The 20,954-nt window shown below is 47.2% G+C and carries 15 protein-coding genes, 15 tRNA genes and 2 rRNA genes; 30 read left to right on the forward strand and 2 right to left on the reverse strand.

Annotation, left to right across the window (positions count from 1 at the left end):
• Window positions 1-25 precede the first annotated feature (25 nt).
• The gene (perR, locus tag ABIC22_RS14170; protein ID WP_024631328.1) at window positions 26-448 is read left to right on the forward strand and encodes a peroxide-responsive transcriptional repressor PerR; all 423 of its coding nucleotides are present in this window, start codon (window positions 26-28) and stop codon (window positions 446-448) included.
• A gap of 120 nt (window positions 449-568) precedes the next feature.
• Complete coding sequence (locus ABIC22_RS14175; protein WP_354481577.1) at window positions 569-2,317, forward strand: glycosyl hydrolase family 18 protein; 1,749 nt, start codon at window positions 569-571, stop codon at window positions 2,315-2,317.
• A 148-nt stretch (window positions 2,318-2,465) separates the two neighbouring features.
• On the opposite strand, the gene ABIC22_RS14180 is transcribed toward ABIC22_RS14175, so the two are convergent.
• The gene (locus ABIC22_RS14180) at window positions 2,466-2,864 is read right to left on the reverse strand and encodes a DUF2614 family zinc ribbon-containing protein (RefSeq protein ID WP_095292538.1); all 399 of its coding nucleotides are present in this window, start codon (window positions 2,862-2,864) and stop codon (window positions 2,466-2,468) included.
• 131 nt (window positions 2,865-2,995) lie between these two features.
• Here ABIC22_RS14180 and ABIC22_RS14185 point away from each other — a divergent pair, with 131 nt between their 5' ends.
• The 19 genes from ABIC22_RS14185 (at window position 2,996) to ABIC22_RS14275 (ending at window position 12,010) form a co-directional block, all read left to right on the forward strand.
• Window positions 2,996-3,868: a nucleotidyltransferase-like protein gene (locus tag ABIC22_RS14185; protein ID WP_246058551.1), complete on the forward strand. Its 873-nt coding sequence runs from the start codon at window positions 2,996-2,998 to the stop codon at window positions 3,866-3,868.
• A gap of 451 nt (window positions 3,869-4,319) precedes the next feature.
• Window positions 4,320-5,871: ribosomal RNA gene (locus ABIC22_RS14190) — 16S ribosomal RNA — on the forward strand.
• Window positions 5,872-6,204: 333 nt separating this feature from the next.
• A 23S ribosomal RNA gene (locus ABIC22_RS14195) occupies window positions 6,205-9,133 on the forward strand.
• The 16S and 23S rRNA genes sit together here with 15 tRNA genes alongside, the layout of an rRNA operon.
• Before the next feature lie 66 nt (window positions 9,134-9,199).
• A tRNA-Asn gene (locus ABIC22_RS14200) sits at window positions 9,200-9,275 on the forward strand.
• A 3-nt stretch (window positions 9,276-9,278) separates the two neighbouring features.
• Window positions 9,279-9,370: transfer RNA gene (locus ABIC22_RS14205), tRNA-Ser, on the forward strand.
• A 6-nt stretch (window positions 9,371-9,376) separates the two neighbouring features.
• Window positions 9,377-9,448: transfer RNA gene (locus ABIC22_RS14210), tRNA-Glu, on the forward strand.
• Window positions 9,449-9,633: 185 nt separating this feature from the next.
• A tRNA-Val gene (locus ABIC22_RS14215) sits at window positions 9,634-9,709 on the forward strand.
• A 17-nt stretch (window positions 9,710-9,726) separates the two neighbouring features.
• Window positions 9,727-9,800: transfer RNA gene (locus tag ABIC22_RS14220), tRNA-Met, on the forward strand.
• Between the two features lie 30 nt (window positions 9,801-9,830).
• A tRNA-Asp gene (locus ABIC22_RS14225) sits at window positions 9,831-9,908 on the forward strand.
• Between the two features lie 93 nt (window positions 9,909-10,001).
• A tRNA-Phe gene (locus ABIC22_RS14230) sits at window positions 10,002-10,077 on the forward strand.
• 20 nt (window positions 10,078-10,097) lie between these two features.
• Window positions 10,098-10,173, forward strand: a tRNA-Thr gene (locus tag ABIC22_RS14235).
• 4 nt (window positions 10,174-10,177) lie between these two features.
• A tRNA-Tyr gene (locus ABIC22_RS14240) sits at window positions 10,178-10,263 on the forward strand.
• Window positions 10,264-10,269: 6 nt separating this feature from the next.
• Window positions 10,270-10,343, forward strand: a tRNA-Trp gene (locus ABIC22_RS14245).
• 30 nt (window positions 10,344-10,373) lie between these two features.
• Window positions 10,374-10,446, forward strand: a tRNA-His gene (locus tag ABIC22_RS14250).
• A 13-nt stretch (window positions 10,447-10,459) separates the two neighbouring features.
• Window positions 10,460-10,534: transfer RNA gene (locus ABIC22_RS14255), tRNA-Gln, on the forward strand.
• A 4-nt stretch (window positions 10,535-10,538) separates the two neighbouring features.
• Window positions 10,539-10,613 (forward strand) — tRNA-Gly (locus tag ABIC22_RS14260).
• A gap of 7 nt (window positions 10,614-10,620) precedes the next feature.
• Window positions 10,621-10,694: transfer RNA gene (locus ABIC22_RS14265), tRNA-Cys, on the forward strand.
• Between the two features lie 34 nt (window positions 10,695-10,728).
• A tRNA-Leu gene (locus ABIC22_RS14270) sits at window positions 10,729-10,807 on the forward strand.
• 255 nt (window positions 10,808-11,062) lie between these two features.
• Entirely contained in the window at window positions 11,063-12,010 is a 948-nt protein-coding gene (locus ABIC22_RS14275) for a class I SAM-dependent methyltransferase (RefSeq protein ID WP_354481581.1), read from the forward strand.
• Window positions 12,011-12,086: 76 nt separating this feature from the next.
• Here the strand turns inward: ABIC22_RS14275 and ABIC22_RS14280 are convergent, their stop codons facing one another.
• On the reverse strand, window positions 12,087-14,456 hold the full coding sequence (locus ABIC22_RS14280; protein WP_354481584.1) for a helix-turn-helix domain-containing protein: 2,370 nt from the start codon (window positions 14,454-14,456) through the stop codon (window positions 12,087-12,089).
• A 491-nt stretch (window positions 14,457-14,947) separates the two neighbouring features.
• On the opposite strand from ABIC22_RS14280, the gene ABIC22_RS14285 reads away from it, so the two are divergent.
• The 9 genes from ABIC22_RS14285 (at window position 14,948) to ABIC22_RS14325 (ending at window position 20,931) form a co-directional block, all read left to right on the forward strand.
• Window positions 14,948-15,256 carry a LiaF transmembrane domain-containing protein gene (locus ABIC22_RS14285; protein WP_095292221.1) on the forward strand — a complete coding sequence of 103 codons (309 nt, stop codon included), beginning with the start codon at window positions 14,948-14,950 and terminating at the stop codon, window positions 15,254-15,256.
• A 34-nt stretch (window positions 15,257-15,290) separates the two neighbouring features.
• Entirely contained in the window at window positions 15,291-15,962 is a 672-nt protein-coding gene (locus ABIC22_RS14290) for a PspA/IM30 family protein (protein WP_110756943.1), read from the forward strand.
• A 4-nt stretch (window positions 15,963-15,966) separates the two neighbouring features.
• The gene (locus tag ABIC22_RS14295) at window positions 15,967-16,197 is read left to right on the forward strand and encodes a PspC domain-containing protein (protein WP_095292218.1); all 231 of its coding nucleotides are present in this window, start codon (window positions 15,967-15,969) and stop codon (window positions 16,195-16,197) included.
• Between the two features lie 17 nt (window positions 16,198-16,214).
• Window positions 16,215-16,706, forward strand: coding sequence for a PspC domain-containing protein (locus ABIC22_RS14300; protein WP_354481589.1), 492 nt, complete (start codon window positions 16,215-16,217; stop codon window positions 16,704-16,706).
• A gap of 1 nt (window position 16,707) precedes the next feature.
• Window positions 16,708-17,415 (forward strand): PspA/IM30 family protein, encoded by a 708-nt coding sequence (locus ABIC22_RS14305; RefSeq protein ID WP_127538879.1) that lies wholly within the window; start codon window positions 16,708-16,710, stop codon window positions 17,413-17,415.
• A gap of 149 nt (window positions 17,416-17,564) precedes the next feature.
• Window positions 17,565-18,212 (forward strand): cell wall-active antibiotics response protein LiaF, encoded by a 648-nt coding sequence (liaF, locus tag ABIC22_RS14310; RefSeq protein WP_154896437.1) that lies wholly within the window; start codon window positions 17,565-17,567, stop codon window positions 18,210-18,212.
• 34 nt (window positions 18,213-18,246) lie between these two features.
• Entirely contained in the window at window positions 18,247-19,362 is a 1,116-nt protein-coding gene (locus ABIC22_RS14315; RefSeq protein ID WP_127538881.1) for a sensor histidine kinase, read from the forward strand.
• Window positions 19,304-19,972, forward strand: coding sequence for a response regulator transcription factor (locus ABIC22_RS14320; protein WP_095292211.1), 669 nt, complete (start codon window positions 19,304-19,306; stop codon window positions 19,970-19,972). The genes ABIC22_RS14315 and ABIC22_RS14320 overlap by 59 nt, the downstream gene beginning before the upstream one ends.
• 221 nt (window positions 19,973-20,193) lie before the next feature.
• Entirely contained in the window at window positions 20,194-20,931 is a 738-nt protein-coding gene (locus ABIC22_RS14325; protein ID WP_354481594.1) for a YwmB family TATA-box binding protein, read from the forward strand.
• The last annotated feature ends 23 nt before the right edge of the window (window positions 20,932-20,954 follow it).

A 20,954-nucleotide genomic window follows, 5' to 3' on the forward strand; every position in this document is an offset into this window, starting at 1 on the left:
AATGAAAGGTAAGGCGGTGGGTTTTATGGCAACACGTGTCCAACATGCGTTGGAGCATCTGAAGACGACCGGTGTCCGTATTACACCCCAGCGCCATGCCATATTGAATTATCTGATGGAATCCATGGGGCATCCGACTGCCGATGAAATTTACCGTGCGCTTGAACCCCAATTTCCCAGTATGAGCGTGGCGACTGTATATAACAATCTGAAGATGTTTCTGGAGGCCGGCATGGTTCGGGAATTGACATACGGAGATAACTCCAGCCGCTTCGATGCCAATGTGACGGATCATTACCATGTCATTTGTGATAAATGCGGTAAAATTGAAGACTTCAGTTATCCTTCGCTCAAAAGCGTTGAGCTCCAGGCGGAATCAAGTACCGGATTTGAAGTCCACGGACACCGATTGGAAGTTTATGGTGTTTGTAAAAGTTGCAGGGATTAAGAGAGATGAATTACAATATTAACGTGCAGAATTCAGTTTGGATTCTACACGTTTTTTGTTTTTTTAATCAAAGATTACATGCATGATTTTCACGCGGCAATGATATCTTCATGATTCAGCATGATTAACGGAGGTAGGCGTTTGAGTAGAAAAAGCAGATATACAAGGCAGAAGAAGAGGCGTTCGTTCTGGCCTGGTTTTTTGGGAGCTTGTCTTATTGCAGGCGGTGCTTACTGGTTTATAACGAATGTCTGGCTGAACCAGGTTCACGAGGACCCCGATTGGATCGGAATGAATCAGCCTGTTTTTGTGGATGGTCAATTGATGGATGGTGAAGCTTCTGGAACTGGGGAGGAGCTCAAACTGCCGGTGAACGTGCTACAGGAGGCGATTGATCCTGGCATACGTTACGAAGCCGACACAGGCGATATCATTATTGCGACTCCGCAGCGTGTGCTTCATATGAAGGAAGGCAGCACCAAGGCCGAGCTCAATCATAAGGACTACCCAATGTCAGTTGAGCCTGAGGTCATCGGAGGAGAGGCATACATCCCTCTTAAACCCTTGAAGGAAGTTTACGGGATTACCGTACAGGAAGATACATCTACGGGTGCAGTTATATTGATGCGTGGAGGAGACACCATCCAATATGCGGAGATTGATACCTTGTCATCCAAAGCGGATAAGACCATTCCTTTGTACAAACGTGGAGGAGAGTCTTCCCCGATTATTGCGGATATGGAACAGAACGCCCGGGTACGGGTATGGCAGACAGGTGATGAGCAGAGTTTTGTTCAGCTGGATAACGGCTATGTCGGTTATGTGGATAATAAGTACGTTTCCCTAACAGAGAAAAAGGAGCTGGACAAGCCTAAATTCACTCTGACGGCTGCCGAGAAGAAGTGGCAGAATAAAACGGTAAATCTAGTGTGGGAGGCGGTATACAACCGTCAGCCTGACGTCAGTTCTATAGGTAAGATGCCGGGTGTGAATGTGGTCAGTCCAACGTGGTTCCATATTACGGACGGCCAGGGCAATGTGAAGAGCAAAGCCGATAAAGCGTATGTTAACTGGGCTCACCGTTCCGGTATGGAAGTATGGGGACTGATGGATAACAGTTTCGACCCGGATATTACAAAAGAGGCCGTAGCCTCATACGAGACCCGTACGCATATCATCGAACAGATGCTGGAATACGCGCAGACCTACCAATTGGATGGCATCAATATTGATTTCGAGAACGTATATACCGATGATGGACCCAATATTACTCAATTTGTTCGTGAGATTAAAGCGATGGCACGCATCCACGGACTCATGCTCTCCATTGATGTAACTCCAAAATCCAATAGTGAAATGTGGTCTGCTTTTCTGGATCGACGTTCACTCGGTTCCTTTGTCGATTACATGATGGTTATGGCGTACGATGAGCACTGGGCTGCCAGTCCAAAGGCCGGTTCCGTTGCTTCGCTGCCATGGACAGAGGCCTCTATGAGAAAAATTCTTGAAGAAGATGAAGTCCCTTCTAACAAATTGATAATGTCTGTTCCGCTGTATACGCGAATCTGGACAGAGGAAGCAGACGAACAGGGAGAGATTAAAGTATCTTCCAAAGCGGTCGGAATGGATACTGTTGCTGATTTGATCAAAGAGAAGAAACTCAAACCAGTGTTGGACTCTCAAAGTGGACAGAATTATGTGGAATTTACTGAGGGTGGGGCGACCAAGAAAATCTGGATAGAAGATACCGTTTCTTTACAGGCCCGTGTAGAACTCATTGAATCACTCAAACTGGGTGGTGTAGCTGCCTGGAATCGCAGTTTTGCTAACGCATCAGCATGGAAGACGTTGCAACAGGTAAGTCGTTAGAGATAAACGGTTACTGAACTTATCTTTTTTTATATGATTCGAATCCATTCATTGTTTGAAAAAAACGCAAAAAAGGCTCGGTCTAGATACCGGGCCTTTTTTTTGTTTGTTTACTCGTTGATCTTAGATGTGAAGTGAATGAGTGATACTAGCCTTTTGGACTAATACGGTGATCCGTATCAGAAATAGATGGAGAAGGCGCTTTCAGATGAGGACGGTTTGTGTTCGCTTGATTAGGATCCAGAGTGAGGATGGTATGGCAGAACATACAACGATCCGTTTTGCCGAGCATTTTGGTCATTTTACCGCATTCAGGGCAATCCACTTGAACAGCGCTTGTAGACAACATTCCAGCCCAGAAGTAGATGGCCAGACTAGCCATCATGGCAACGAGTCCGATGACAAGTCCCACGGCTGCAAACACTTTGCCTGCATGTCCCCAAAACACAATTCCGGCAGTTCCCAGTACCATTAGCCCCATGCCTAGCATGGTGAGTAACAATCCCCAAGTGCGAAAAGCATTAATTTTAGCTGATTTAAAAATCATGAAAAATGCTCCTATCGTATGAGTAGTATTGGACCTGGAAAAGAAGGAAACTTTAGTCTGCATGTAGAATTACATTATAACTGACTTGGCGTTTAACTGCCATGAAATGTATGGAGGGAATCGTGGAATTAATGAACCTAGCTTTTTTATCCGGACAGTCGGAAGAGTCGGGGGCAGTTGGGGCTATCGCTTATTCCCATCCGGGTGAGCGATTCCACGGCTCCCTGATTCAGGATTTCGAATTGCTTGTTCTCATTGTCTGTGATACGGATCAAAGTATGTCGGACGTTGGTCATTACCGTTATGGGGACTTGCGCTATCAAATCATCTATGCGGGGCGTAATCAACTGCAGAGCAGTGTAATTACGGGTGATAATAACAATCTCATGCAATGCTTGATTGAGGGCGAGATCATATGGGAATCCGAAGGCGCCTTGAGTGCCCTGAGGGAAGAGCTATCCGCCTTTGGATTGGAGATGCGGGAACAAAAGCTGCTGCATGAATTCGCAAGCTTTCTGAGAATGTATGTGGAGGCCAAGCGGCACATTCAGGAAGGACACGTAGTTGATGCTTATTACAGTGTACTGGAGGCTTTGGGTAACTGGGCCAGGATTGTATTGATAGAACATGGAGTATACCCTGACCATGCTGTTTGGACACATGTGCAGAGTATGGATCGGGCACTTTGGAAGCTCTATCAGGAGCTTACGGTAAGCTCGGAGACGTTGGAACAGCGGGTGGAACTTGTTCTTCTTGCCTGTGAATTTTCGGTCATGTCCAAAATGGGTGATTGCTCGGAATTGCTTCTGCGGGTAATTAGAAGCCGAAAAGAAGCATGGAGCGTGGACGAACTGGTCCATCATCCTCAATTAAGATTTGTAGGAGAAGATCTCCCTTTAATTCTACGGAAACTAGTTCTTCGTTCTATTGTAAAGGAATCGGCCGGCTGGCCATCCTTAATAGGAGGCGAAGGGCGGGAGATTCGGTATTGGATTGAAGCCTGAACAAGGCCGTATAGTTCAATGATTTGGTTTGGCAAAAGGAGGGGAAACCTTCCTTTTTTGTTTGTAATAAAAATTAATAAAAACAGGTTGACTCGTACTTATGGAATGTGATACATTATATTTCGTTCCCCAAACGGGCTTTTTGAAAAAAGACTTGTGAGGGACAAGTTGAGAACTTAATGATTTAAAAAAAAACAAAAAAAGTTCTTGACGAAAAGATGCTGAATGTGATACATTATTTAAGTCGCCGCCGAAAACGCGGTTGGCAAAAAGAAGAATCACAAACAACGTTTGATCTTTGAAAACTGAACAACGAGTGAGTAATCATCCTGCTTGCAGGATGAGCGTGAAGGTTTTTGGTGCATGTCATCTGACTGTATGAAAACTGGAACAACAATGAGATTTTTAATCTCGTCAGAATCAAAATGAGCTAATCGCTCTTTTCAATACTTTATTGGAGAGTTTGATCCTGGCTCAGGACGAACGCTGGCGGCATGCCTAATACATGCAAGTCGAGCGGACTTGATGAGAAGCTTGCTTCTCTGATGGTTAGCGGCGGACGGGTGAGTAACACGTAGGCAACCTGCCCTCAAGCTTGGGACAACTACCGGAAACGGTAGCTAATACCGAATACTTGCTTCTTTCGCCTGAAGGAAGCTGGAAAGACGGAGCAATCTGTCACTTGAGGATGGGCCTGCGGCGCATTAGCTAGTTGGTGAGGTAACGGCTCACCAAGGCGACGATGCGTAGCCGACCTGAGAGGGTGATCGGCCACACTGGGACTGAGACACGGCCCAGACTCCTACGGGAGGCAGCAGTAGGGAATCTTCCGCAATGGGCGAAAGCCTGACGGAGCAATGCCGCGTGAGTGATGAAGGTTTTCGGATCGTAAAGCTCTGTTGCCAGGGAAGAACGTCCTTGAGAGTAACTGCTCAAGGAGTGACGGTACCTGAGAAGAAAGCCCCGGCTAACTACGTGCCAGCAGCCGCGGTAATACGTAGGGGGCAAGCGTTGTCCGGAATTATTGGGCGTAAAGCGCGCGCAGGCGGTCATTTAAGTCTGGTGTTTAATCCCGGGGCTCAACCCCGGATCGCACTGGAAACTGGATGACTTGAGTGCAGAAGAGGAGAGTGGAATTCCACGTGTAGCGGTGAAATGCGTAGAGATGTGGAGGAACACCAGTGGCGAAGGCGACTCTCTGGGCTGTAACTGACGCTGAGGCGCGAAAGCGTGGGGAGCAAACAGGATTAGATACCCTGGTAGTCCACGCCGTAAACGATGAATGCTAGGTGTTAGGGGTTTCGATACCCTTGGTGCCGAAGTTAACACATTAAGCATTCCGCCTGGGGAGTACGGTCGCAAGACTGAAACTCAAAGGAATTGACGGGGACCCGCACAAGCAGTGGAGTATGTGGTTTAATTCGAAGCAACGCGAAGAACCTTACCAGGTCTTGACATCCCTCTGATCGTCCTAGAGATAGGGCTTTCCTTCGGGACAGAGGAGACAGGTGGTGCATGGTTGTCGTCAGCTCGTGTCGTGAGATGTTGGGTTAAGTCCCGCAACGAGCGCAACCCTTGATCTTAGTTGCCAGCACTTCGGATGGGCACTCTAAGGTGACTGCCGGTGACAAACCGGAGGAAGGTGGGGATGACGTCAAATCATCATGCCCCTTATGACCTGGGCTACACACGTACTACAATGGCCGGTACAACGGGCTGTGAAGCCGTGAGGTGGAACGAATCCTAAAAAGCCGGTCTCAGTTCGGATTGCAGGCTGCAACTCGCCTGCATGAAGTCGGAATTGCTAGTAATCGCGGATCAGCATGCCGCGGTGAATACGTTCCCGGGTCTTGTACACACCGCCCGTCACACCACGAGAGTTTATAACACCCGAAGTCGGTGGGGTAACCGCAAGGAGCCAGCCGCCGAAGGTGGGATAGATGATTGGGGTGAAGTCGTAACAAGGTAGCCGTATCGGAAGGTGCGGCTGGATCACCTCCTTTCTATGGAGAATCGTTTCCCGTAGCGGAAACATTCAAAAAGTCTTCAGGAAGTATGCTTCCGAAGCGAGCTTTACTTCGTAAAGCTTTTAACTCACTCGTTGCTCAGTTTTGAGAGCTCAAACTCTCAAAACAGCTTGCTTTTGCATGGAGCTTGTTCTTTGAAAACTAGATATCGAAACGAAAATTGCGAATTAGAACATTCCTTTTAGCTGAACTTGTGTTAAAACAAGTTTCAAATATTAGTGATACTGTATGAGCGAGTGATCGAATGGAACGACTTTTGGATTTGCGCAAGCAAACCAAGGGAAGAGACAGCTCGAACACGAGCGAATTGGTTAAGCTACTAAGAGCACACGGAGGATGCCTAGGCGCTAGGAGCCGATGAAGGACGTGGCGAACAACGATACTGCCTCGGGGAGCTGTAAGCAAGCTTTGATCCGGGGATGTCCGAATGGGGAAACCCAGCTGGGGTAATATCCAGTTACTCATAACTGAATACATAGGTTATGCAGAGGCATACCAGGGGAACTGAAACATCTAAGTACCTTGAGGAAGAGAAAACAATAGTGATTCCGTCAGTAGCGGCGAGCGAACGCGGAACAGCCCAAACCAGAGAGCTTGCTCTCTGGGGTTGTGGGACGTCTCACATGGAGTTACAAAGGAACCGGTTAAATGAAGAGGTCTGGAAAGGCCCGCCAAAGAAGGTAAAAGCCCTGTAATTGAAAGTTGGTTCCCTCCGAGACGGATCCCGAGTAGTGCGGGGCACGTGAAACCCCGTATGAATCCGGCAGGACCATCTGCCAAGGCTAAATACTTCCTAGCGACCGATAGTGAAGCAGTACCGTGAGGGAAAGGTGAAAAGCACCCCGGAAGGGGAGTGAAATAGAACCTGAAACCGTGTGCTTACAAGAAGTCAGAGCCCATTTTAGGGGTGATGGCGTGCCTTTTGTAGAATGAACCGGCGAGTTACGTTCCCGTGCAAGGTTAAGGTGAAGAGCCGGAGCCGCAGCGAAAGCGAGTCTGAATAGGGCGACATAGTACGTGGACGTAGACCCGAAACCGGGTGATCTACCCCTGTCCAGGGTGAAGGTGCGGTAACACGCACTGGAGGCCCGAACCCACGCACGTTGAAAAGTGCGGGGATGAGGTGGGGGTAGCGGAGAAATTCCAATCGAACTCGGAGATAGCTGGTTCTCCCCGAAATAGCTTTAGGGCTAGCCTCGGAAAACAGAGTCGTGGAGGTAGAGCACTGATTGGGTGCGGGGCCCGCAAGGGTTACCAAGCTCAGTCAAACTCCGAATGCCATAGACTTACTTCCGGGAGTCAGACAGTGAGTGCTAAGATCCATTGTCAAAAGGGAAACAGCCCAGACCATCAGCTAAGGTCCCCAAGTGTGTGTTAAGTGGGAAAGGATGTGGAGTTGCACAGACAACCAGGATGTTGGCTTAGAAGCAGCCACCATTGAAAGAGTGCGTAATAGCTCACTGGTCGAGTGACTCTGCGCCGAAAATGTAACGGGGCTAAACACACCACCGAAGCTATGGCTTGATGCTTTGCATCAGGGGTAGGGGAGCGTTGTATAAGGGTTGAAGGTGTACCGTAAGGAGCGCTGGACATTATACAAGTGAGAATGCCGGTATGAGTAACGAAAAGATCAGTGAGAATCTGATCCGCCGAAAGCCTAAGGGTTCCTGAGGAAGGCTCGTCCGCTCAGGGTAAGTCGGGACCTAAGGCGAGGCCGAAAGGCGTAGTCGAAGGACAACAGGTCGAAATTCCTGTACCACCGTAAATCGTTACGAGCGATGGGGGGACGCAGTAGGGTAGTGACGCAGGCTGATGGATGCCTGTCCAAGCAGTGAGGCTGATGTGTAGGCAAATCCGCACATCATTAAGGCTGAGCTGTGATGGGGAGTGAAAATTACAGTAGCGAAGGTCATGATCTCACACTGCCAAGAAAAGCCTCTAGCCAGATGAAGGTGCCCGTACCGCAAACCGACACAGGTAGGCGAGAAGAGAATTCTAAGGCGCGCGGAAGAACTCTCGTTAAGGAACTCGGCAAAATGACCCCGTAACTTCGGGAGAAGGGGTGCCCCGGTAGTGTGAATAGCACGAGGGGGCCGCAGTGAAAAGGCCCAAGCGACTGTTTAGCAAAAACACAGGTCTGTGCGAAGCCGTAAGGCGAAGTATACGGGCTGACGCCTGCCCGGTGCTGGAAGGTTAAGGGGAGCGGTTAGGGAGTAATCCCGAAGCTGTGAACCGAAGCCCCAGTAAACGGCGGCCGTAACTATAACGGTCCTAAGGTAGCGAAATTCCTTGTCAGGTAAATTCTGACCCGCACGAATGGCGTAACGACTTGGGCGCTGTCTCAACGAGAGATCCGGTGAAATTTTAATACCTGTGAAGATGCAGGTTACCCGCGACAAGACGGAAAGACCCCATGGAGCTTTACTGCAGCTTGATATTGAATTTGGGTACGATCTGTACAGGATAGGTGGGAGCCTTTGAAGCATGAGCGCCAGCTTGTGTGGAGGCACCGTTGGGATACCACCCTGATCGTATCTAGGTTCTAACCTGGTGCCCTCAGCGGGTACGGGGACAGTGTCAGGTGGGCAGTTTGACTGGGGCGGTCGCCTCCTAAAGAGTAACGGAGGCGCCCAAAGGTTCCCTCAGAATGGTTGGAAATCATTCGAAGAGTGCAAAGGCATAAGGGAGCTTGACTGCGAGACCTACAAGTCGAGCAGGGACGAAAGTCGGGCTTAGTGATCCGGTGGTACCGCATGGAAGGGCCATCGCTCAACGGATAAAAGCTACCCTGGGGATAACAGGCTTATCTCCCCCAAGAGTCCACATCGACGGGGAGGTTTGGCACCTCGATGTCGGCTCATCGCATCCTGGGGCTGAAGTAGGTCCCAAGGGTTGGGCTGTTCGCCCATTAAAGCGGTACGCGAGCTGGGTTCAGAACGTCGTGAGACAGTTCGGTCCCTATCTGTCGTGGGCGTAGGAAATTTGAGAGGAGCTGTCCTTAGTACGAGAGGACCGGGATGGACGTACCGCTGGTGTACCAGTTGTTCCGCCAGGAGCACCGCTGGGTAGCTATGTACGGACGGGATAAGCGCTGAAAGCATCTAAGCGTGAAGCCCCCCTCAAGATGAGATTTCCCAGTATGTAAGACCCCTTGAAGACGACGAGGTAGATAGGCTGGGGGTGGAAGTGCAGCAATGCATGGAGCTGACCAGTACTAATCGGTCGAGGGCTTATCCAAATTGCAGGTTTTGATCGCAAGTTTCGTTTCGGATCTAGTTTTCAGAGAATGATCTCTGAATAATATTCCCTGATAGCTCAGTTGGTAGAGCACTCGACTGTTAATCGAGTTGTCACAGGTTCGAGTCCTGTTCGGGGAGCCATATGGAGAGGTGTCCGAGTTGGCCGAAGGAGCACGATTGGAAATCGTGTAGGCGCCACAAGCGTCTCGAGGGTTCGAATCCCTCTCTCTCCGCCATAGTAAGGCCCGTTGGTCAAGGGGTTAAGACACCTCCCTTTCACGGAGGTAACAGGGGTTCGAATCCCCTACGGGTCATAGCTTTACTTCTAAAGCATCAAGGGGATGAGAATCCCAAAGGTTCGTCGGAGGATAATCATCGTTAGCAACTGCTACGCAGTCTCGAACGAAGTGAGAGTATCCCCTACGGGTCACTAATTTCACCTCAAAAAAGAGGTTGATTTTAACAACAGTTTTATGTTAAGATCATAAATGTGTTGTTCGGAGGCTTAGCTCAGCTGGGAGAGCATCTGCCTTACAAGCAGAGGGTCGGGGGTTCGAGCCCCTCAGCCTCCACCATATAACTTTTATAACGACGCGGGGTGGAGCAGCCCGGTAGCTCGTCGGGCTCATAACCCGAAGGCCGCAGGTTCAAATCCTGCCCCCGCAATATTTATACTTTCTTTACAGAAAGTGATCTGGAACCGTGGTGTAGTTGGCCTAACATGCCTGCCTGTCACGCAGGAGATCGCGGGTTCGAATCCCGTCGGTTCCGCCATTTTTACCCTACATGAGGAATCTGTTCACTAAGTCTGATATATGGCACCGACGCCCTGGATAAAGTGCAACGTTCATGAGTAGACTTTATTATGGCTCGGTAGCTCAGTCGGTAGAGCAGAGGACTGAAAATCCTCGTGTCGGCGGTTCGATTCCGTCCCGAGCCACCATTATCACTACAACTTAATACGCCGGTGTAGCTCAACTGGTAGAGCAACTGACTTGTAATCAGTAGGTTGGGGGTTCAAGTCCTCTCGCCGGCACCACTATGGAGGATTAGCGAAGTGGCCAAACGCATCAGACTGTAAATCTGCTCCCTTACGGGTTCGGTGGTTCGAATCCATCATCCTCCACCAGTTTTTAGGGGCATAGTTTAAAGGTAGAACAACGGTCTCCAAAACCGTTGGTGTGGGTTCAATTCCTGCTGCCCCTGCCAATTAACTTTTTTTAAGTAATAACGCATATGGCGATCGTGGCGAAGTGGTTAACGCACCGGTTTGTGGATCCGGCATTCGGGGGTTCAATTCCCCTCGATCGCCCCTTTGTTTTTATTGGGGATTAGCCAAGCGGTAAGGCAACGGACTTTGACTCCGTCATGCATAGGTTCAAATCCTATATCCCCAGCCATTTTGCGGACGTGGCTCAGCGGTAGAGCATCGCCTTGCCAAGGCGAGGGTCGCGGGTTCGATTCCCGTCGTCCGCTCCAAAAATATGGCGCCATAGCCAAGTGGTAAGGCACAGCTCTGCAAAAGCTTTATCCCCAGTTCGAATCTGGGTGGCGCCTCCAGTATATTTACTAAAAATATACTACAACATGATATGCCGGCGTGGCGGAATGGCAGACGCGCTCGACTCAAAATCGAGTGGGAAACCGTGGAGGTTCGAGTCCTCTCGCCGGTATAACGTATAACCCTGTGGATTGCTTAGACAATTCACAGGGTTATTTTTATTACTTTATTTCTCGCAATTGATGAATAGTCCAAACTATGAGGTTGACGTATAAATAAATTAAATATATTGTAGATAAATAAAGTCTTTGATATGGAGCCATTGTGATATTGGCTAAACAGTGTTGAGATACTTTTATTGGTTTAAAAAGAGAAGATCCTTTCTGGTGAACTTTCAATTTTATTACATAGAACGGAGTGAAACGAAATGCTTGAGCAAAAAGTGTCTGAGGAGAACAATTCAGTTAATTATTCAGAACTATTATTTGATCTATCGATCTGGGAAGAGGCGTGGAAGCAGCGGCCGAGGAATCCAAGATATAAGAAAAAGAGTGCGCCATTCGAAACGGAAGAAGCATTTGAACGCTGGGCACGAGACTATCATCATCAATCCTTCACAGAAGAAGGTAAGAAGCGTTCCGAGCGCATCATGAGCTGGATTGAGAATCAAGGCGTAGACTTCAGTGAGTTATCCATTTTGGACATTGGAGCGGCTTCAGGCATTTTTACAATTCCTTTTGCAGAAAAGGGGGCAACTGTCACTGCAGTCGAACCTTCTGAACTGCTTATTTCTTTGATGAAAGAGACAATCCCGAATACATTAGCATCTAAAATTGAGATCGTTCCTGAACGGTTTGAAGAAATATCGATTCAGGAGAAAGGCTGGGAACAGAAATATGATTTTGCCTTTGCTTCCATGTGCCCCGCAATGTCTGATTGGGAAACCGTTGAACAGGCAATTCAAAGTGCTCGCAAATACGTTTATATCAGTGCTATGGCCGGCCCGAGAGTGCATACGTTAATAGACGAGTTTAAAGAGGTACTTCATGTTAATCCGCCTTACCGTTCGGGAGATATGGGATACATACAACAGCTGCTATTCTTGAAGGGTTACGCGTATACGTCGTTAATTACTAATGAAGTCAACACCATTGAGATGCCTGTTCAGCAAGTTGTAGATCATCTACAGGAATGGCTAAACACCTATGGATTGCCTACGGACACAGACTCACTATACAAGGCAGAGCACTATATCCGAAGTGCCTATCCAGATGGCGTGGTTAACTTCCTACGTGGCGGCAGGTTCGGAAAAATACTAATTCAGCTGGACCAACAGAATATGAAGATTGTTCGTAAGAAAGAAGCTAAGCAATAAAATAAGAAATAAACCATGCGCGAATCATTAAAAGGAGCAGACCATCTGCTCCTTTTTCATTCGTTATTACAAACAATTATTCCATGGAAGAGCGAAGAGGCTTCTGTCTACGTTCCCGGTACTGACCTGGAGTGATTCCCTCCCATTTTCGAAATGAACGGATAAAGTTCTGCGGGTTGTTGTAACGTAGCCGAGCAGCAATATCCTTAATGGTTAGCTCGGTTTCATCCAACCATTTTCGGGCCATCTTGAACCGATACTGTGACAAATATTCACTGAATGCGTAGCCTGTTTCTTTGCTGAACACAGTACTCAAATAGCTCGCATTATAATGGAGCCTACAAGCACACTCTTCGAGTGTCAGATCGGTATCGTATTCCTGATGGATGATGGCAATCATTCTTTCCGAGATCTGCTGATGCTGTGCATAATGCCTTTCTCTGAAAATGCCAATAACCGGTCTAATGATACGGTAAATAAACCATTGTTCGATATCGGCAGCCGTTTGCAGAGCGAGCAGTTCGTTAATCATTGGGCTGTGCCCTGAAGAGATCTGCCCAAGTCGTATACCTGATTCCTGCATCATTTGTAATATGTGCATCAATAATCGAGTTAAAGCAACCTGGTATTCTTCCTCTGTCCATTCCATATGATACACACGCTGGAGCAACTGTTGTAATAGTACGGAAGCTTCTGCCTCATCTGCAGATTGAATCGATTGCATAAGACGATATTCGAGGGACTCAGGGTAAGGTAGCGTCCACAAGGAAGAGTAAATTGAGGCTTCCTCATTTTGTTTGACGCTAGCTCCTGATATGGTCTGCTGCTGTAACAGCTTCATGGCTTCAATATACGCCAGGTGTATTTCTGAAAAGGAAGAGTATGGTTGGCTGAAACGGATATTCAGCTGAAGATTCAAAACTTCGCTCACTCGATGGTACAGCAGCTCAGTTATTTCGTAAAGTTCATTTGAAAATACAGAGTTGTCCATTTGGATAGAACCTATTACGGTTACTACAGTCTGTTCCACAATGATCGGAAGGAGCTGTCGATCCTTATCGATGGATTCGTCCACTATATTCTGAACGGCAAATAACAGGAGATCGAGATCGTGATGATCATACTTCGTTTGACTTGCTAAATCGATCTGTAGGGTCAATACGGCTATTTGTTGCCACTCAATAAGATGATCTCTGTAGCCTAGTTCGCTCAAGTTTTGGTGCAGCATGCCAGGTGAGCACTTACCTAGAAGCATATTTATCATATACTGAGTGCGTGTCTGCAAAACGTATTGATTTAATTTATACTCCATCTGGGATCGAGAAGCTGAAAGCTGGGTAATATGGGTCTTGATCTGCTCGAATTCATCTTGAGATCGTAAATGATTCGATAAAACTCTGTCAGTAATTCCTAGCTGCGATAGCAGGTTCCGTATGGGGATATGCAAACGCCTTGAACCTAACCATACGATTAATATGGAGAGTAGAAGGAGTATTACGCCGACAGACAAGGTATACAGTCCAATCTCAACATACTCTTGGGATAGGACATTCATGGGTGTAATTAAAATATAAGTCCATCCCTTTAACGGTGTCTTAGCGAAGGTTAAGGAATATTCTGTATCGGCAATTCGAACCTCGTGGTATTCCTTTGAAGCAGCAGACATATTCGGAGAGAGCAATTCGCTCATGTCCATTTTAGATTCAATATCTTCGATGTTCATTGCCGATAAGGGTTGTCCAATATACATAGGATCGGGGTGAACAAGAATACGCTGTTCCCTGTTCACAATAATCAATTCTGAAGCAGACATATCCATGTCAACGGATTCAGATACAATAGAATGATGCAATGAGCATGCAGGAATTCCGCCAATTAAAGCTGAGTCAGCGGGTGCATTCATAAACGAGATGGATCTGCCGAGCACGATATGATAGTTACATCCGGACGGGAAATCCTGTTCATTATGTTTAAATACAGATGATGGAATCAGCTGCCAGCCAGAGGTCAGGGTTTTGGACAACAAATCTCGCATGGGAAGAGCCAAAGGGAAGTCCGTGTTAAGATATAACCCCGCATGATCGACCAGCCAATCCTGAGCCTCGTTAACTAGCGTAATATCCATTAAGGGCTCCCAGGATCGCATATGTTGAAATTCGGATTGAAGCTGGTTAGCTGTCGTTAATGTTCCTGGAAGTGTGGCTGAAAGGGACTGAAGTGTAATAGGAGAGCGAGTCGCCTGATCCAGCATATAACTGACGGTGTTAAGCTTATGCTCGACGCTCGTCTGCATGTATAAAAGAAGTTGTTTATTCGCTTGCATGCGATGCAGCTCCGTTTGATTCATGGAATACAGAATTGCCGCTATTCCGGCCAGCAGAATAGGCAAGGTACTGAGCAGAATGCCAAACAAGATCATTTTATGAAGATAACTGATGGACCGCACAGCCCCCACTCCTAACTTCAGAATTAGGATCAATACTGCTTCTATTTTAGTAAACGCTTACATTAATAACAACATAAATTTGTTTATATGGATAAAAAAGTATTTGCGTTTCGAGTTAAGAAGAGCTTTTCATTCAACCGTACATCATTCGGGGGAAACGAATTCCTTTTGTAAACGTACATAAGGCTTAAGGGCAGATCATATCAATGGCGCTTGCAAGCTCAGATGAGGTTAAGTCTCTCTACTCTGATAAGGGGATATGAAGCATCCCAATTTCAACTTCATTGTATGTCGACAGAGGTCTGATGCAAGGACAGACGGAGGTCCAACCCCATCCCCGACCTGAGTCTAGGATGAAAAACCGTCCACGGTCTGTTTTGAAAAGTCCCCGTTTCCCCTAGAATAAAGACATAAGGTTGAACAAGAAACAACAAACACAAACGAGCAAATAAACAAATCAAAATACAAACCGAAAGGGTGGTGAAAAAATTATGAGATGGAATAAGGGAAATGGTTGGGCGATTGTCCTGATTGCGCTGGGAGCTCTCATCCTTTTCGGAAAGTTAACTCCGCTTCTTGGACACCTGATGGGGTATCTGATTCCGATTCTGATGATTGCACTTGGTTACTACGGGGTTAAACGAGGAAATGTAATGCTGGGCTGGATCGTCTTGATCATCGGTATCTTGTCACTGATGGGTAAACTGGCTTGGTTGATCGGACCAATCATCGCCATCGGATTAATCATCTTCGGTGTCTCGATGCTCAGCAACAATCGCAGTCGTCGTGGCCGCTACTAAATTATCACGATCTTGAAAAGGAGGACAGAACATAATGAGTGTATTTCGTCGAATGCGGGATATTACCGTAGCTACATTAAATGAACATCTGGAGCAAAGTCAGGATCCAGTCAAACTGATTGATCAGTTTCTGGTCTCGACCCGCCAAGACATTGGCGAAGCCGAGAAGCTTCGTCATCAATATGCAAGCCATACTAGACAGATGAAGCAGCAAGCCGACCAGGCAGCAAGCATGGTGCACAAACGGGAAGAGCAGGCTTCAATGGCTCTGAAAGCAGGAGAAGAGCATCTTGCGAAACTGGCCCTGCAGGAGAAAATTCTCCATGAGGAAAAAATGGAACAATACAACGAACTGTATGCCCAGAGCAATGCAGCATTACAGGAACTTGATGAACAGATTGACCAGCTGAAAGTGGAGTATCAGAATGTGTACAGCAAACGTCAATACTACTACGCTCGTATGCAAACCATTCAATTGCAGCAACGAATGAATCAAAGAGGTCACTACAATAATCAGAATGTACCTCGAATGTTCAATCGCCTGGACGACCAAGTCTCTGATCTTGAATATGAGGCACAGAGTCTGAGAGACATTCGCCGCATGAGCCAGGATGGTTCAGGAACAGCAGGCAGCATGTCCTCCTCTACCTTGGATAAAGAGCTGGAGCGCCTGAAACAGAAGCTGAACAATGAAAGGAAGGAGTAGTCACATGAATAGATTATACCGCTCGACGCGTAACCGAAGGCTGACAGGTTTGATCGGCGGCATCTCTGAGAATCTTGGTTTTAGTTCGATGCTGCTGCGTCTCATCTTCTTCATCAGTATTTTCGCTACGGGGGGTACATCATTGCTGATCTACTTCATCGCTGCATTAGTGGTACCGAAGGAACCCTATCCTGCAGATCCATACGGATATGATTCCGTAACAGGATATAAGTAAACGAAAGGAGTAAGCACATGAGCAAATTATACCGCTCAACGCGTGACCGGATGCTAACAGGTTTGATCGGCGGGATATCCGAATCCATCGGAATGGACTCCACGCTGCTGCGGATCATCTTCGTCATCAGTATCTTTGTAACAGGCGGCACAGCGTTGTTAATCTACTTTATCGCAGCCCTGGTGGTACCGAAAGAACCGTTTCCACCTTATGACCCGTACGGTTACGGTCCCGGTCCTGGCAGAGGATACAACAGCTATGATCACGACCCGAACAGAGGACCTTTCCGGGGCAGCAATCAAGGTCACGGTGGCTTCGGTCCCGGCCCAGGTTACAATAACAGACCCAATTCGGGCCCACGTTCTTACGATAATAACAGCTATGGAGCAGGTGCACCTCAAGAGAGTGAACTGGATTCCATGATGAAAGATATTGAGAAAAAAGCATTGAAAAAAGAAGTTGAAGAGCTTCGCCAAAAATTATCTCGTTACGAGAAGGGAGAAAAGTAAAATGGGAGTATTTAAACGGATTAAGGATATGACTAAAGCGTCGGTAAACGATATGTTGGATAAAGTGGAAGACCCGATTGTAATGTTGAACCAGTATTTGCGTGACATGGAGGCCGAAATTCATGAGGCTGAAGTAACAGTAGCCAAGCAAATGGCAAATGAGCGTCGCATGAAGCAGCGCCTGGACGAAGCGGAGCGTACATCGGTACAACGCGAGTCCCAAGCTGAAGCTGCTCTGGCTAATGGTCAGGAAGAAGTAGCTCGCAAATTACTGGAAGAAAAAATCTACTTTGATCAAAAAATTACGGAGTACAGTGAACTGCACGCACAATCTGAAGCACAAGCCAAAGATTTGCTGCAACAGCTTCATGACATGAAAGACGAGTTCTACAAAATGCGTAACAAACGCAATGAGCTCGTATCCCGTGCCCAAATGGCCAAAGCCAAAAAGCAAATGTCTTCCATCAACAGCCTGCATTCAATCGAAAGTGGTAGTGCATCGCTTGGATTCCATCGAATGGAAGAGAAAATCATGCAGCTGGAAGCTGAAGCAGACGTATCCCGTGCTCCTTACCGGAACACACAATCTACGTATACCAATCCTGTAGATGTTGAAAAACAATTCAAAGTAGATCAACAACTGCAAGCCCTGAAAAACAAACTGGGCAACGGATCTAAAAATGAAACAGGCAGCACTTCTAAAGAATAACTGTTCGCTCAGCAGACAATATGATATTCTATAAATCGTGAATAAAGAACGGTTTGTAGAACAAAGGTTAAGCCATACAGGTCATTATTGCCTGGTATGGCTTTTCCAACGAATAGGGAAAATCAACTTGCAGAGGAGGTGCGGCAGAGATGAACAAAAAAGAACAATGGCTTGCATTTGCGATCATTATTATCGGTATAATCATGCTATTGAATCAGCATATTAATCTGCTGACAGCTGCCGCACTGATCCTGTTAACGATTGGAATGGTCCAGGTTCGTAAAGGAGATACGCACAAAGGTCACCGCTACTTGGCGATTGGTGGATGTCTTCTGCTGCTTGGGAACCTGATGATTGTATTTTTAATTGTACTGGCTTCACTAGCTTATTTTTATTCCAAAAACAAAAAGATGCATCTGCATGGCGATGTCATGCGCAAACAGAATTTTTTGGCCCGCTATTACTGGGACCAGGTGCCTTGGACGTTACGAAGCATGAGCCTATGGCACGCTATTGGTGAAGTCAATGCAGATCTGTCTCTCTCCCTTCCGGAAGAAAAACAGACCATTGTATTGTTACAAGGGGTTATGGGAAATGTTCGTTTGACACTTCCTGAGGATTACGGAGTAGAGATTGAGGCTTCGGTCATGTTTGGACGAATTAGTCTGAATGGGGAAAAAGACAGTGGCATGATGAACAAGTTGATATGGAGAACGCCTGGTTATGAAACCAGTGAACATAAAGCAAAATTTGTTATTTCTTATATTGTTGGCGACCTAAGCATTCGTAATCCGTAATAAATCAATAAGTGAAAAAAAGGAGGAGACCCGGTTGAAGACAAAACGACATACCGACATGGTAACCCGAAGTATGGGTGAAGGGATCCTCCTTGTTTTCATAGTGCTCGCTGTTATCTTATATGTGCTGTATACATATGGTTATCTTGCTCCGTTTGCTGGATGGAGGCATCTGATTCAGTCTGGCTTAGCGCTGGTTTTATTGCTGATAGGCATCGGAGCGGCTTTTGGCTTCTATCAGAGTTACCGGGTCAAACGCAGGCTTGAATTGCTGCGGGAAACCCTTCTACAATGGGAAAAGGGATCTCTATCGCGCACCGTACCCGATCTGGGGATCGACGATGTAGGCCGTTTAAGCGAACAGCTCGGGCGGATCGGCAAGAAGTGGGAAGATCAGGTTACCTCACTGCAACGATTATCGACCAACAATGCACAGCTCGCAGAGCAAGCCAGAATAACGGCAATTGTGGAAGAGCGGCAGCGATTGGCACGAGAGCTGCATGATGCCGTTTCCCAGCAGTTGTTTGCCATTTCGATGACTGCCACAGCGGTTGGACGAAAGATGGAAAAGGACTTTGCACGTGCCCAGCGGCAGGTGGCGTTGATTGAGGAGATGGCTTCGGTAGCCCAATCCGAGATGCGGGCATTGCTTCTGCATTTGCGACCGGTTTATCTGGAAGGCAAACATTTAGAACAGGGCCTGAAAGATCTTGTCATGGAATTAAAAACCAAAGTACCCATGGACATTGTGCTTGAGATGGATGAAGATATCCATTTGGTCAAAGGCATTGAGAATCATCTGTTCCGAATTATTCAGGAAGCGATGTCCAATACACTGCGCCATGCCAAGGCAGAAAAAATGGAGATTCGGCTGCAGCGCCGGACCGATGCGATTCGTGTGCTTATTCGTGATGACGGTCAGGGCTTCGATCTGGATGACCAGAAGCAGGCTTCCTATGGTCTGGCCAACATGAGGGAACGTGTTACGGAGATCGGGGGAGCCATTCAATTTGTAACGGCACCAGGTAAGGGAACACGAATTGAGATAACGATACCTTTGATGAGCGATGAAAGTGAGGAAGAACATGTCAATGGAACCGGAAGTAGAAACGGAGACGGAAACGTCGATCAAAGTGTTGCTCGTGGATGACCATGAAATGGTACGGATCGGCCTCGCGGCCGTGCTCGATACGGAGGACGGGATCGAGGTTGTGGGTGAAGCGGGAAGTGGCGAGGAAGGCATTCGACTGGCACAGGAATATAAGCCGGACGTTGTTCTGATGGATCTAGTCATGGAAGGCATGGACGGGATCGAGGCTACCAGGCAGCTGCTCAAAATGTATCCGGAATGCAAAGTCATTGTGCTAACCAGTTACCTGGATGATGAAAAAATGTATCCTGTTATTGAGGCAGGCGCCTTCAGCTATCTGTTAAAGACATCAAGAGCCAATGAAGTGGCAGATGCCATTCGTGCTGCGGCACGTGGACAATCGGTTCTGGAATCGCAGGTGGCCTCCAAAATGATGAATCGATTCCGGCAGCCTCAGGCAGCAGCCCCGGCTCATGAAGAGCTTACTGACCGGGAGATGGATGTGCTTCGTTTACTCGCGAAGGGCAAGTCCAATCAGGATATAGCCGATGATCTGATCATCGGTATTAAAACAGTCAAATTCCATGTAACGAATATCCTGGCCAAACTTGGTGTGGACGACCGGACACAGGCAGCCATCTATGCCTATAAAAATGGTCTAGCAGAGTAAGCAGACTGTAATGTGAACGACTTTAATTAGCAAATTCATTGAACAAGTAAACGTACTTAACGAATTTGAATAGCATATTTAGGCAAGTGGAAAGGTCTGCTCTACCATGCACATGGTGGAACGGGCCTTTTTTTTGTGATGTCCAAGGAAGTTTAGCAAATGGGGAAAGGGGGCATGCTGTTGATAGATTCATAGAACGAAAGAGAGAGCGGAGGATAACCATGTTAAATCGTTGGATGTCTGCAGGTATAGTGGCTTTGGCACTTATTATTGTTATAGGTATGACGACGGCGTATGCAGAGAGAAACGAGTCAGAAGGTGAGAAATTGGAACAGTTGATACATACTTCGAACGCAGCAATGGATCAGATGGAACGCATGATTATCAAATGGCAGGGACAAGGGACAGGGAGTGCAGAGGAAGAAGCAGCACGCTTGTCGGAGCAATTGGGACTGCCGCGACCGGTTTTGGGAAGCCAGACAGGTCATGATGTATATCGCAGCGAGATTCAGGCTGAAGGAAGTCGTGCAGGCATATTGGTAAATGCCGTCGTGACTGGAGAGAACGGATACTATGTTATTGTACAGTTGGCGGGTAATCGTTCCACTGAATTAAGCGAACTCGTTTCTTTGCATGAACAGGTAGATCAGCTGCTTGCAAATTCTAAGGTGGAAGCAACATGGAACCTTGCAGTTCAGGGCAGAGGAACAACCGATGCATCGGTTAGCAATCAACTAGAAGAGACAGAGGCTAAGCTGTCTAGCCAGCTGGGTATGCATGCAGCTGAGCGTTATACGGATGACAACACTGCAAGCGTGTCCTACAGTGTCCCTGAGCTCCCGACTGCGATCCAGAGTGGCTCGGATATTCTGAACATGCAGATTGCTGTACATCAGGACCACGATAAGGGAAGCAATCGTATTACGTTAGGTTTTCCGGTAATCACTATAGAATATTGAAATGATATTAGGTGAATTTATAG

Origin of the sequence: Paenibacillus sp. PvP094, from assembly GCF_040546835.1 — a bacterium.
Taxonomy (GTDB): domain Bacteria; phylum Bacillota; class Bacilli; order Paenibacillales; family Paenibacillaceae; genus Paenibacillus; species Paenibacillus illinoisensis.